At 62.4% G+C, this 12,844-nt stretch carries 12 protein-coding genes and 1 tRNA gene; 7 read left to right on the plus strand and 6 right to left on the minus strand.

Annotated elements, in window-relative coordinates:
• Positions 1-258: 258 nt before the first annotated feature.
• A complete protein-coding gene (locus QM780_RS06380) occupies positions 259-1,410 on the plus strand; it encodes a hypothetical protein (RefSeq protein ID WP_415069643.1) in 1,152 nt (383 codons plus the stop codon).
• 5 nt (positions 1,411-1,415) lie between these two features.
• On the opposite strand, the gene cutA is transcribed toward QM780_RS06380, so the two are convergent.
• Entirely contained in the window at positions 1,416-1,793 is a 378-nt protein-coding gene (cutA, locus tag QM780_RS06385; protein WP_415069644.1) for a divalent-cation tolerance protein CutA, read from the minus strand.
• A 56-nt stretch (positions 1,794-1,849) separates the two neighbouring features.
• Between cutA and QM780_RS06390 the strand changes: the two genes are divergently transcribed.
• Complete coding sequence (locus tag QM780_RS06390; RefSeq protein WP_415069645.1) at positions 1,850-2,632, plus strand: NAD kinase; 783 nt, start codon at positions 1,850-1,852, stop codon at positions 2,630-2,632.
• Between the two features lie 211 nt (positions 2,633-2,843).
• Here QM780_RS06390 and QM780_RS06395 read toward each other — a convergent pair whose 3' ends face one another.
• Positions 2,844-3,419 (minus strand): nitroreductase, encoded by a 576-nt coding sequence (locus QM780_RS06395; protein WP_415069646.1) that lies wholly within the window; start codon positions 3,417-3,419, stop codon positions 2,844-2,846.
• Positions 3,420-3,548: 129 nt separating this feature from the next.
• On the opposite strand from QM780_RS06395, the gene QM780_RS06400 reads away from it, so the two are divergent.
• Both QM780_RS06400 and QM780_RS06405 read left to right on the plus strand, forming a co-directional pair.
• Positions 3,549-5,498, plus strand: a complete 1,950-nt coding sequence (locus QM780_RS06400; RefSeq protein ID WP_415069647.1) for a vWA domain-containing protein — start codon at positions 3,549-3,551, stop codon at positions 5,496-5,498.
• The gene (locus QM780_RS06405; protein WP_415069648.1) at positions 5,495-6,547 is read left to right on the plus strand and encodes a hypothetical protein; all 1,053 of its coding nucleotides are present in this window, start codon (positions 5,495-5,497) and stop codon (positions 6,545-6,547) included. The genes QM780_RS06400 and QM780_RS06405 overlap by 4 nt, the downstream gene beginning before the upstream one ends.
• Here the strand turns inward: QM780_RS06405 and QM780_RS06410 are convergent.
• Positions 6,534-7,121, minus strand: a complete 588-nt coding sequence (locus QM780_RS06410) for a hypothetical protein (protein WP_415069649.1) — start codon at positions 7,119-7,121, stop codon at positions 6,534-6,536. The two genes, QM780_RS06405 and QM780_RS06410, sit on opposite strands and share 14 nt — an antisense overlap.
• 51 nt (positions 7,122-7,172) lie before the next feature.
• On the minus strand, positions 7,173-8,207 hold the full coding sequence (locus QM780_RS06415) for an amino acid ABC transporter substrate-binding protein (RefSeq protein ID WP_415069650.1): 1,035 nt from the start codon (positions 8,205-8,207) through the stop codon (positions 7,173-7,175).
• Between the two features lie 193 nt (positions 8,208-8,400).
• On the opposite strand from QM780_RS06415, the gene metC reads away from it, so the two are divergent.
• Positions 8,401-9,585 carry a cystathionine beta-lyase gene (metC, locus tag QM780_RS06420; protein WP_415069651.1) on the plus strand — a complete coding sequence of 395 codons (1,185 nt, stop codon included), beginning with the start codon at positions 8,401-8,403 and terminating at the stop codon, positions 9,583-9,585.
• Positions 9,586-9,605: 20 nt separating this feature from the next.
• Here metC and QM780_RS06425 read toward each other — a convergent pair whose 3' ends face one another.
• On the minus strand, positions 9,606-11,411 hold the full coding sequence (locus QM780_RS06425; protein ID WP_415069652.1) for a L,D-transpeptidase family protein: 1,806 nt from the start codon (positions 11,409-11,411) through the stop codon (positions 9,606-9,608).
• Between the two features lie 262 nt (positions 11,412-11,673).
• A tRNA-Arg gene (locus QM780_RS06430) sits at positions 11,674-11,749 on the minus strand.
• A 213-nt stretch (positions 11,750-11,962) separates the two neighbouring features.
• On the opposite strand from QM780_RS06430, the gene QM780_RS06435 reads away from it, so the two are divergent.
• Both QM780_RS06435 and QM780_RS06440 read left to right on the plus strand, forming a co-directional pair.
• The gene (locus QM780_RS06435) at positions 11,963-12,322 is read left to right on the plus strand and encodes a hypothetical protein (RefSeq protein WP_415069653.1); all 360 of its coding nucleotides are present in this window, start codon (positions 11,963-11,965) and stop codon (positions 12,320-12,322) included.
• Positions 12,323-12,448: 126 nt separating this feature from the next.
• A complete protein-coding gene (locus QM780_RS06440; RefSeq protein WP_415069654.1) occupies positions 12,449-12,781 on the plus strand; it encodes a hypothetical protein in 333 nt (110 codons plus the stop codon).
• Positions 12,782-12,844 lie beyond the last annotated feature (63 nt).

Below are 12,844 nucleotides of genomic sequence, written 5' to 3' on the forward strand. Positions count from 1 at the left end.
ACTCTCCACAGGCATCCCGCAGCGGTTGAAAAGTTCCGGTTATCAATAGGTTTTGCACCGGGACCACAAGCTTCGCGCAAGGCTGAAATTGTGGCGAAGACGTGCCCCTGATTTGTAGTTGCCGTGGCGAGCAAAAGCCTCCCCGCCGTTCTACGCGGCCAAGGTATGAGCCATTTGCCGTTTACCAAGACCGCCGAGTGAGTCATTGTCTGTTTTTGGTGGACTGGCGTTGTTGCGCGAGTTGGTGGAGTCCGTGTCATGTCGCGTCCCGGTGTGTTCCTGCTGATCGCTGCGGGAATTGCGCTTGGGGGCTATATCGCGCCGCCGCCCGAAGATGCGTCCCACAACGTCACTGAAATCGCGCGCATCACGGTGGCGCCTGACCGGGACTATCGCGACACCGGCGGGATTGCGACGTTCGCCCCCACAACGCCCACCTCTTACAACGAAATTTCAAGTGACGGTCGCCAGCCCCCGGCCCGGGAACTGCCGAAACCCGGCACGTGGACCACCGTCGTTTCGACCGAGAGATCGATCCTATCGCCGGTCCGATCGTCCCGTCCCGCCGATCCCGAAACCCGCAGCCAACTGGCGCGCGACCTGCAGCAGGAATTGCAACGCGCCGGCTGTTATGGGGGCGAGATCAACGGCAGCTGGACCAACTCCACGCGGCGGGCAATGGCAGCGTTCATGGACCGCGCCAATTCGGTGCTGCCCTTCAACCAGCCGGACTACGTGCTTCTTGCCCTGGTCCAAAGCCACCGTGAGATCATGTGCACCGCCGACTGTCCGTCCGGTCAGGTCCTGCAGGACGACGGACGCTGCATGCCAAGGGCTGTTATCGCGCAGGCGGCAAAGCGACAGACGCGGGTCGAAACACAGCGCGTGGCGGACGCGCGGTCCGACGTGGACGAGCCCCGCGAGCCCGCGGCCGTGTTGAAAGCGCCGGAACGTGAGGTGCTTCCGTGGCTGAGGTCGAGAGATGTCGCTTCATCGCCGCTCGATAGCATCGCGCTCGTTCCGCGCCAGGATCCGCTGCCGGGACGAATGTCGATAGGCGGCCCGCTGCCGCCAAACGACGGCGCTGCCGCTGCGACGACCGAAAGCGCGATGCCGCCGCTGCCCGAAGGCTCCGCGCCCGTTCCGCCTCCGAAGGTCGCGTCCTTGCAGCTTGAACCCGACGCCGACGATCTTTCCGATGGAGCGGCCACCGCAGCGGGCGATATGCCGCCCGCCATGACGGATGCCGATACGGCGCAGAAGCCAAAGAAGTCACACCACTCCGATCGTGACAGCAGGCGCAGGCGGGACTCAGGTTCCTTCGCCTACAGCGGAAAGCGCCGGCACGGCGATCCTCGTCCCGGCACGGCGCGCTATAACCTGATGCAGTCGCTCGGCGGAATCTATTGAAGCCATCAGAGACGCGTGCCGGTCCTGACCCAGTCGAGGTATGCGTCGCTGCCGCCGGTCACCGGCAGGACGAGGACAGCGGGCGTTTCATAGGGATGATTGGCGACGATGTAGGCCGCCGCTCGTTCAGCGCCTTCGGCGGCGAGCTTGGCGATCAAGACCGCTTCCTCGGCAGTTTCGGTCGCGCCCTTCCAAACGTAAACCGACGTCATGGCCGGGAGGACGTTGACGCAGCCGGCAAGGCCGCGCTCGACCAGATCGCGCCCGGCGGCAAGCGCCGTCGCCTGGTCGGGAAATGTCGCGTAAATCATCACCACGCCGCCTGCTGGCGTGCCTGTGCTCTTTTCGCTATGCCCCGAGGGGGGCTTGTCGTTTGCCGGCACTTGAGCGAGCTTCCCCTGCCTTGCACTCCGCACTCCCTAATAACCGAAGGGCCTTGATGGCGAAAGAGAAGCAGAAATTCGAGCGTATCGCTTTCGTCGCGAGCGAGGTGCCGGAGGCGATCGAAGCCCAGTCGGCCTTGATCAAGCGCTATGGAGAAACGGAGCCCGCGGACGCCGATGTGATCGTTGCACTCGGCGGCGACGGCTTCATGTTGCAGACGCTACACCGCTTCATCAACGACAAGATCCCGATCTACGGCATGAACCGCGGGTCGGTCGGCTTCCTTATGAACGACTACAAGGAGGAGGATCTGCTCGAGCGCCTTTCGGCCGCCGAGACCAGCCGCATCCATCCGCTGGCGATGATCGCCACGGACGCCAACGGCAAGGCGCACAAGAGCCTGGCGATCAACGAGATCTCACTTTTCCGGCAGCGCTATCAGGCTGCCAAGTTGCAGGTCGCGATCGACGACAAGGTGCGGCTGGAGGAACTGATCTGCGACGGCATCCTGGTTTCGACGCCCGCCGGATCGACGGCCTACAATCTTTCGGCGCACGGGCCCATTCTGCCGATCAAATCGCAGCTGCTCGCTGTGACGCCGATCAGCCCGTTTCGGCCGCGGCGCTGGCGCGGGGCGATCGTGCCGAGCAAGGTGCGCATCTCGATTTCGGTTCTGGAGCACGAGAAGCGGCCCGTCAGCGCAGTGGCCGATCATTTCGAGACGCGCAACGTCATCAAGGTCGACGTCGAGCAGGCGCGCGCCATCGAGCTTTACATGATGTTCGACCGCGAGCATGGCCTCGAAGAGCGCGTGCTGGCCGAGCAGTTCCGATATTAGTTTTTTGGCGCTTGGCGTAGAAACCGACTGGCCCTCCGCCGGGTGCCTCGGAAGCACGCGTGGAGGGCCATGATGTGGTTTGGAGTGCGGCGTTCTCGATTTCCTAGCCGGCGGTGCTGATCCCGCGGCTCCCCCGAATCAAGTTGGCGCACATGAATGACTGGAGCTTGCCAGCTCATAGTTAATTGGGAGTTAATACTCCGGCTGGCGTTCAGGCCGGCCAGTGCTTCACCAGGGCATCGAGCTTCGGGCGCTCTCGTTCCTCCGGCTTCTCCATCGGCGTGCCGATGTAGATGAAGCCGGCGATTTTCTCACGTTCCGTCAGGCCGAAAGCCTCGCGAACTGTCGGACTATAGGCGATCCATTCGCTGATCCAGGACGTGCCGAAGCCAAGGGCGTTGGCCGCAAGGCAGAGATTGAAGCACAGCGCGCCGACGGAGAGCACCTGCTCCCATTCCGGGGCGCCTGGACGTGGTTTCACCGAAGAAATTACGGCAACGACCATCGGCGCGCGGAGAAATCGCCCCCGCTCCATGTCGAGGCGGACGTGAGATGGCGGCTCGCGCTCTTCCTTTTCGCAGGCCTGGGCGAAGATTTCCCCTGCCGCGGCGCGGGCATCGCCCTCAAAGACAATGAAACGCCACGGCGACAGCTTCTTGTGGTCGGGAACGCGGGTTGCGACCGTCAAGATCTTGTTCAGTTCTTCCGCACTTGGAGCGGGCGCAGCGAGGCGGTCCGGCTTGACTGAACGTCTTGCCGCAAGAAATTCAAAAAATGCGGTATTCATGCGTTGATCCGTAGCTTTGCGTGCCCGTCTCGCTATACGAGGCCTTTGGCTGTTACAAGCCGCCCGTTACAGTCAGAGCCGGAATAAGGCCCGGGAAATCCGGGCGTGAAACTCGGGCATGGGGGAATAATGCGGCTGAAATTGACGAGATTGGTCGCTTCTCTGATCGCGGTTTCGGCATGCGCGGTCGCTGGGCTTACATTCGCGGCCCCGTCGGCCCGGAGCGACGATGCACCGACCGCGATGCTGATCATCGACGGATCGGGCTCGATGTGGGGCCGTCTCGGTCCGGCAAACAGGCCGAAGATCGATCTCGTGCGCGACAAGCTCGGCGCGGTGCTCGCGAATGCGACGTCGGCCCATGTCGGCCTCGTCGCCTTCGGACATCGGCGCCGCGGCGACTGCAACGACGTCGAGCTCATCGCCACGCCGGACAGCCCGATCCAGGGCCTCCTTGATCCGATCGCCAAACTCAATCCAAGGGGGCCCGGGCCTGTCACGGCCGCGCTCCGAACAGCGGTCGGGGCCATCGGGCAGTCGCGACCGGCGCAGATCATCATCGTCGGCGACAACGCCGACAACTGCCGCCAGGATTCATGCGCCGCCGCACAGGAGATCGCGAAGACGGCGCCGGGCGTTGCGGTGCAGGTCATCGGCATCGGCGTGCCGGCGAACGAACGTCCGCGCCTCGCCTGCATCGCCGAGGCGACGGGTGGCCGCTTCTACGACATTACCGACTCCGACGGCCTCAACGCCGCCCTCGATGAGACGACGAAGCTCGCGATGCTTTCGCCCGGTGCCGTTGCAGGCGCAGAGAGCGCAGGGCGTGCAGAAAAGCCGGCCGCGCCGCCGCCTCCTGCGGGCGCGTCGCTTCGTGTCTCGGCCGCACTCGCGGAAGACGGCGCGCTTCTCGATGTTCCGCTCAACTGGCGCATCTATAAGGCCGACGGGGCGACCGTCCTGCTGCAGCGGATCGGCAAGGACATTACCGCCAAGCTCGACGCGGGCGATTATGTGATCGAAGCCGCGCTCGGAGATATCAAGGTGCGCCACCCGGTTGCGATTGCCGACGGCGTGGCGCAGAGCATCATCGTGCCGCTCGATGCATCGCACCTCGTCGCTCGGCCGGTCGCGACCAAGGGCGGCCCGCTGTTGCCGACCGCCATCGTGACGGTGAGTTCGAGCGAGTCGCCCGTTTCGATCTCGCGCGGCGGCGTTGCGGATCTCTATCTCAAGCCGGGCGAATACCACGTGACGGTCGCCGATGGCGCGGCACGATCGGCAGAGACGCTTAGCCTCGCAACCGGCGACGCCAAAACGCTCGACATCGCGCTCGCGAGCGGCCTCCTCAAGGTTTCCGCTACGGGACCTAATGGCAGCGCGCTTCAGGATGTCCTTTACACCGTCGATACAGACGATCCGGAAAGCCCGGACGGGCGGCGCGAAGTCGCGCGATCGCGCAGCCCGGACGCGAGCTTCACGCTACCGGAAGGCACCTATTATCTCGGGGCGATTTCCGGAAACGGCAGCGTCAGCAAACGCATCGCCATCGGCGCCGGACAGACGGTGACCGACAAGCTTCCGATCGTATTGGTTCCGGTCTCGATTTCGGCGCTCATTGCCGGGACTCCGGCACGCGCTGACGAAAACATTTTCTATCGCGTCGATCGTATCGACGGAGATCGCGTCAGCATCGCCCGGACGATCGGCCCTGGGACCACACTCGATCTTTCTCCCGGCCGCTACCGGATCAGCGCCTCGATTGCCTCTGCGCATCTGGCGGCGACGAAGGAATTAACAGTCGAAGCAGGCAAGCCTGCAAAGGCCGTCATCGACATCGCATCGGGCCAAGTGAATTTCGTACCGGCCGCCAATGCAGCTCCGACGTACGGCGACATTTCCTGGGAAGTGGCCGATGAGAACGGCATGCCGATCTGGCGGGCGAACGGAACGGATGCGACCGCAATCCTGGCGCCTGGACGGTATACGGTGCGGTTCGATGCACGAAACAGTCACGGCGAGGCATCGTTCGAAGTCCAGGCCGGCCAGACGCAGAAAATCGAGATTGGACCAGGATGAGCGCCACGTTGGGCATCATACGGCAGAAAATTCATTGCTCGCCCGGCCGCGCCGTCGGTGTGCTGTTGGCCGCGATGCTTTCGTTCATCACCGCTTCGGCGTCGTTTGCGCAGGAGCCCATTCCCGACGGACCAGCGCCGGCGCCGTGGGGTCCGAGCGGCGACAAGCGCAAGAACACGACAACGGTCGAGCGCGCAAAGACAAAGGGCGGCGTCAGACTCGTTGCGCTTCTGACGGGCGACGGCCAGCAGATCGAGCAAGGAATCGTGTGGCGCGTCTTCAAAGCGCCCCGGTCGGGGAAGGCGAAACTCGTGATGGAATCGCGGGAGGCCAGCCCGCTTCTCAAGCTTCCGCCCGGCGACTACACGGTCAATGCTGCGTTCGGACGAGCCAACCTGACGCGAAAGATCACGATCAAGCCGGACGGGCCGCCGTTCGAACCGTTCGTTCTCAACGCCGGCGGCTTGCGCGTTTCGGCCATGATAAATGGCAAGCTCGCGGCGCCGGGATCGGTGACGTACTCGATCTTCACGGACGATCGCGACGACGTCGAAGGCAATACGGCGATCATCACGGGCGCAAAACCGAACCTGATCATCCGGCTCAATTCCGGCATCTACCGCATCGTCTCACTTTACGGCGACGCCAACGCCAAGATCGAAACGGACGTGACGGTCGAAGCCGGAAAGCTGACGGAGACGACCGTGACGCATACTGGCGGCAAGGCGACGTTCAAGCTGGTGACGCGAACGGGCGGCGAAGCCATGCCGGATACGCGCTGGACCATTCAGACGGACGACGGTGAAACGGTAAAGGAGAGCGTCGGCGCGCTACCGACGCATGTGCTGGCACCGGGCGACTATCAGGTGACGGCGTCGTCGGGTGGACATCTGTTTCAAAACAAATTCTCGATCAAAGACGGCGACAACATCAGCGTCGAGGTTCTGATGACAAACGCCGCGGACGACGGCGACGACCATGTGTCGAGCGGAGCGACCACGATCGCGCCGACGACCGGTGTCGCACCGATGGACTTCAAAAATCCGTAAGTACCCAGTCGGTCGGGCAGCCGTTGTCGCGCATGCACTTGTCAACGCGCGCGTGCTGGACGGTGTCGCCGCTTTCGAGAAACGCTGTCCGGGCGAGCTGCCATTGCTCGCAGGCGGTGGTCAAATCGCCGGATTGGCGTGCGGCATCACCCAGCGCAAGGCGCGCGGCCGCGTGCGCCGCGTGAGGTCCATGGAGCGCGCCATAGCCGGCGGCGGATCGCAGTGCCGCCATGCGGGCACTCGAATTGCCATCTCGTGCGTGCGCCTCGGCGAGTTCGACATATAGACTTGCAAGTCGGCTCTTCTCGCCGTTGGCAACGGCCGCTTCGATTTTGGCGGTAATCGCTTCGGGGGTTTCATGGGCGACGGGCTCGGAAAGTGGCGGCTCGACCACCGGCCGGACCTGGGGAACGGCATGAAACGGTTCGCGGCCGACTTCTGGAGGGGAAGGCAGATCACCACGCCGATGACGACGCGCCGATCTCCATAGCGAGAAAAGTGTGAGGAGGACCGCGATCGGGATCGCAAACGCGATCAGCTCCAGCAGCTTGTGGTACGTGGGGTCGATTCCCATGGCATTTCCGTCGTCACGGACCGCGCAGCAATTTTCTTGCAGTGCAGCGTATCAGCGAAACGGCTCGGCGTACATGAGGCCGCCCTTGCTCCACAAGTTGTTGAGACCGCGCTCAAGCTTCAGCGGCGAACTCTGGCCGAAGGTGCGATCGAAGATCTCGCCGTAATTTCCGACCTGGCGAACGATCTGGTAGGCCCAATCACGCGACAGGCCGAGCGGCGCGCCCAAGTCGGCGTCGAGGCCGAGGAAACGGCGAACCTCATGCGACGGCGAGGCCTTCATGGTATCAATGTTGCTGCTCGAAATATTCATCTCTTCGGCGGCGATGAGCGCCATCGCCGTCCAGCGGACGATGGCGAACCAGCCGTCGTCGCCGAGGCGGACGGCGGGGCCGTACGGCTCCTTGCTGATCATCTCGGGCAGCAGCATGTGGTCGGCGCCGTTGGCCAAGCGGTTCTTCTCATAGGCGAGCAATGTCATGTCGCCCGTCAGCACCGTGCAGCCGCCGGAAGAGTATGTCTTGATCAGGTCCTCCCAGCGATCGGACGTGATGAGCTGGTATCGCATCTTGCGGCTGCCGAAGTAGTCGGAGATGGCCGCTTCGTCGCTGGTATCGACGAGGACGCAGATCGAAGCACCGGAGAGTTCCAGAACGCTCGCGATCGAGTGGTTGCGCGGGATGATGAATCCCTGGCCGTCGTAATAGAGTGGCGCGGCAAAGCGGGCGCCGAGTTCGGTGTCGCGCGTCAGAGTCCAGGACGTGCCGAGAAGAACATCAACGTCGTTGTCCTGGAGAGACTTGAAACGGTCGGCGGCGTTCAAGCTCAGGAATTTGACGGCGTCGCGATCGCCCAGGACCGCCGCAGCAAGTGCGGAGCAAAATTCGATATCCATGCCGCTCCAGACGCCACGCGTGCTGACCTCGCTGAAACCGGGGGCATGGTCCTGGACGCCGCAGACGACTTTGCCCCGCGCCCTGACGGCATCAAGGACGTTGAGCGGCGCTCCGATTGCGTCAATCGATGTGTTCAGTGCCAATATGCAGAGCCAGATCGAGGAAACCAAAACCCGCACTGCGATGTTCATCTGCACTCTTTCGGCCAATGCTTCACTCGGGCGGTAATCATTTCAGTCAGGGAGATGTCACGGACCGACAGCCCTGAAGCGGACGTCTGCGATAGTGCGCCGCCAGACATCTCGCGTCAGCAGGCAATGGTCAAGGCCTTGACCGCGCATCGAACTTGCGTCACGACGGCCGAACCCGCCCAGGAAGGTTAGAATGTCTGTAAAGAGAGAAGGCTCCGACAGCGAAGAGCAGCCCGAGACGGAAGTCGTTCACCTTGGGCGCAAGCCGTTCGAGCAGCACGGCTTCGTAAATACGCCCGTTTATCGGGGGTCGACTGTTCTTCATCCGACGCTTGCGGCGCTTCGCGCCTATTCGCAGCCCTATACCTACGGGCGGCGCGCAACGCCGACGACGCGGGCTCTAGAGGAAGCGATCGCGCATCTTGAAGGCGGCGCCGCTACGATCCTGACATCATCCGGACTTGCGGCAGTCTCTACGGCGGTCCTGGCGTTCGTGCAGGGCGGCGATCACGTTCTGATCGTGGACAGCGTCTATCAGCCGGCGCGCGCCTTCGCCGACAAGATGCTGAAGCGTCTGGGCATCGAAACGACCTACTACGATCCGCTGATCGGCAGCGGAATTGACGCACTGTTCCGGCCTAATACCCGGCTCGTCATGGTCGAAGCGCCCGGATCGCAGACATTCGAGATGCAGGACATTCCAGCGATCGCGGCTGCCGCGCGCGCCAGGAACATCTGGGTTCTGGCCGACAACACCTGGGCGACACCGCTTTACTGCAAGCCGCTGGCGCTCGGCGCCGATGTCTCGATCCAGGCGGCGACCAAATACATCGTCGGACATGCCGACGCGATGCTCGGGGCCGTCACCGCCAATGCGAAGGCGGCGAAATTCATCGACGATGCCAAGGAGCGGCTCGGCACATGCCCGGGTTCGGAGGAAACCTACCTCGGTCTGCGCGGCCTCAGGACATTGGCGGTTCGGCTGGCGCAGCATCAGCGCTCGGGCATTGCGGTAGCGGAATGGCTGAAGGCGCGGCCCGAGGTGGACCGGATCCTGCACCCCGCTCTCCCCGGCGATCCTGGGCACGCGATCTGGAAGCGCGACTTTACGGGCGCCAGCGGACTTTTCACGGCAGTCCTCAAGCCCGTCTCCGAGAAGAAGCTTGCGGCGTTTCTCGACGGGCTCAAGCTGTTCGGGATGGGCTATTCGTGGGGCGGCTATGAAAGCCTCGTCGTGCCATTCGATCCGACGTCCTATCGGACGGCGACGCGCTGGCATGGCGCGGGCCCGGCATTGCGATTCCACGTCGGGCTCGAGGCTGTCGACGATCTGATCGCCGACCTCGCCGCCGGATTTGAACGGATGAGAGACGCGTAAGCGCCGCGCTCCGCTTCGCGTTAGAAGCCCAGCACCTGGCGGATCATATCGCCGACACTGCCGTCGTATTTCTGATAGTTGCTGTTGGTGAGACCCATCGGCGGGTCGAGCTTGCTGTCGTTCTGACTGAAGCGCACTTTCTTCAGCGCTGACGTATCGACAGCGGCCAAGTGATCCCTGCCGACGTCAATCTGGTCCCATTTGCCAGCAAGCGCGAGCGTGATGCGGTTCTGGTGGCCGTACCAATCATTGTAATAATGCGCCTCGCCGTCGTCATCGACCCACACAGTGAAATAGCCGACGTGGACGGGAATCGGATGTTCGAGCGTGAACTCGTTGTCCATCGGCCCCTTGCGCACGAGCCTCTTCACATCGGGCGCCGCGGCACCGCGATCGATATCGAAAATCTGTTGCGCGAACACCTGCGGATTGCGAACCCGCATGCAGCCGTGGCTGAAGAGCCTAACGGACTCGTTGAAGAGCGACTTCGACGGCGTGTCGTGCAGATAGACCGAGTGCTTGTTCGGGAAGAGCAGCTTCACGAGGCCCAAGGCGTTGTCGTCGCCCGCCGGCTGATAGAACGTGTAGGCGCTCAAATTCGCTTTGGCCCAGTTCACCTTTGAGCTGTCGATGCGGCGGCCGTTGCGCATGACCACATAACCTTGACTCTCGATCGAGCGGCCGGACAGGAGCATCGAGAGCTTGATAGAATCCGGGATGTTCCAGCGCGGCTTCAAGACAATCGAGGTCATGTCCTTGGAGAAAATCGGCGTCTGCTTGTCTGTCGTGCCGACGACGACGCGATCGTCAAAGACTGTCTTGCCGTTGTCATCGAGCGCGATCGAGAACGAGGGAACGTTGACGAGAATATGCGTGTCGCCAAGCGAGCGCGGCATCCATCGCCATTCTTCCATATTGGCGATGACGGCGCTGATCTTGTCTGCTGCCGACTTGGTCTCGCTGCCGGAGAGCGCCGCGCGCGTCATCGGACCGACGATACCGTCGTCGGACAGGCCCTTCGACTGTTGAAAGCGTTTTACGGCGTCGGCGAGCTTTTCGTCGAAGAGCTGTTCGTTGCCGGGCTCAGAGGCGACGTCGAAGCGCTGCTTCAGCACCGCAACGTCGGGATCGCTTACGCCGCCTGCCAGCATCTTGCCGCGCTTCGGGATGACGAAGAGGCTTGCCTTGTCGCTCGGCCCGGCTCGCAGAGTGGCGAGGAGAGCTTTCAATCGCTGAAACTGTTGCTGCTGCGGTTGGAAGCCTCTCAGAAGCTCATCGGGATCAGGCTTATCGGCGAGGCGCGCGAGAACATCGGCGGCAGGTGTGATGACCGGCGTGCGATCGAGATAGGATGAGAGTTGCGTCTCGGGGTTGGGGATGCGGCCGCCCTCGGCTTGATGCGCATAGCGCAGAACGGCGGCGGTGAGGTCGACTTCAGCGGATGCGAGTTGATCGTCGGACCAAGTTGCTTGCACCGGCGATTGAACCGCTGTCGCAAATTTGAAATCCGACGCATCAAGGCCCCACTCACCTGCCCGCTCGAGTTCAGCGATCGCGAGATCCGCTGCTTGCGTTCGGCCCTTTTCGTCGACCCAAAGCGGGCGGCACCCCCTGCTCTGGTAGAAGGCTGTTACTGCCGCGCGGTCGCCATCAGCGAAGGCATTGGTGCCTGGGGCGGTCAGCTTGGCGCAGATTGCGGCGGGAAGGCCGGTCAGCGTCGGCGTTGGTTGGGCTGCCTCGGTCAGGGTGAGCGCAGGCTGTGTCGTCGTTTCCGGCGGCGAGAGAGGTTTTTCCTCCGCTACGGCCATCGATGGCGCCAGCGACATGCTGAGCGCGCAGCAAGCCGCGAGCAGCAGCCGCCTATGGTGCTGTTCAAGCAATGAAGATTTTGGAGGGTTCGAGGACAACGTCATTTTACGCACTCACTGGATATCATTCGATGACGGTCGACGGATGCAAAGTAAAGCAGCTGCGCCCAACTGCCACCATTCAGTTCGAGAAATGCACCCTGTGGTTAAATGTACATAACCAGTCCGGGTCAGATTTCCATCGCAAACAACCGTGCGACCTGCGACTTACCTATCCAATTGGCGATCCCGGCAGGGGTCGAACCTGCAACCTTCGGAGTCGAATTCCGACGCTCTATCCATTGAGCCACGGGACCGTGGAGTGAAGTTTCGCGAAACCAACAATCGCCTCTTTCGCACGTCATGAAAACAGTCGCACGATCGATTCTGCAATGCTCATTCCGAACGGCACTATGGTTGCCATATTCCGATTTGCGAAAAAATGCATTCGTTCGGGCAACTGACATGCGCAATCGTGGTTTGCAAGACAGCGGGGATGTCGACTTTTTCTGAGGGGGACCGTCGCGATTATGACGTTTGTCGAACAATCCTGCCGTCACCACGCCGGCGAGGTCTGGCGTTCGTGCGCCGATCTCGGTGAACGGCGTCACGAAATCTTCTCCTACATTTTGCGCTATTGCGATGTTTCCGGCGGCGAGCCGACGTCGTCGGCGTCGATCGCATTCCTAAGATGCGTTGCCTCTGCGAGCGCCGAAGCCTATCGCAGAAAGTCTCCGGCGGTCTCGGAACTGAAGGTCTCGCTGGCGCGCGAACCGAGGCTGATCGGCCGGAAATTTTCCGAATTTTATGCGAAGGCAGAAGCGGAAGTGCGGCTGCACCAGGACGTCTGCTCGAAGCTGTTCAAGCTTCCGTACGAACGCGCACGCTGAAGGCGGCGCGAAGTGCCCAAACCTCTGCTTTGCCGGCCGAATTCCATGTCCGGCGAGGCGCGGAACCATCGGCGCTCGGGGGCTGTTTCCGGTACGGAAACGTCAACAGCAAAAAGGAGAGACGGAATGAAACCCTTGAAAACAGGCGCCGTAGCGCTCGCGCTCCTTGCGGCGGGTTCGTTCGGGGCGTTGGCGGCCGATTATAGTTCGGGTGTCAGTCCGCAGACGCCGGGCTCGAAGCCGGCAACCGTGATGCCTGCACCCGCCGATCAAGGCGCAAGCTCGGGCGAAGCGGGTTCGGCGCCGACGTCGCCTGCTGGAATCCCGGCAGACCCGACGACGAATGAAAATGTTCAACCGGGTCCGTCGACCAACACGCCCAACGATCCAGCGGCAGGTTCCAATCCGGACGCGCGGGTGCCCAGCTCGCCCGCAGGGACCGGAACTTCCAGTCCGTAACTTCCGCCAAATGTAAAGAAGGCTCCCGATCATATCGGGAGCCTTCTTTTTTATTCGTGCGTA

This window comes from Hyphomicrobium sp., from assembly GCF_047600905.1.
Lineage (GTDB): Bacteria > Pseudomonadota > Alphaproteobacteria > Rhizobiales > Hyphomicrobiaceae > Hyphomicrobium_B.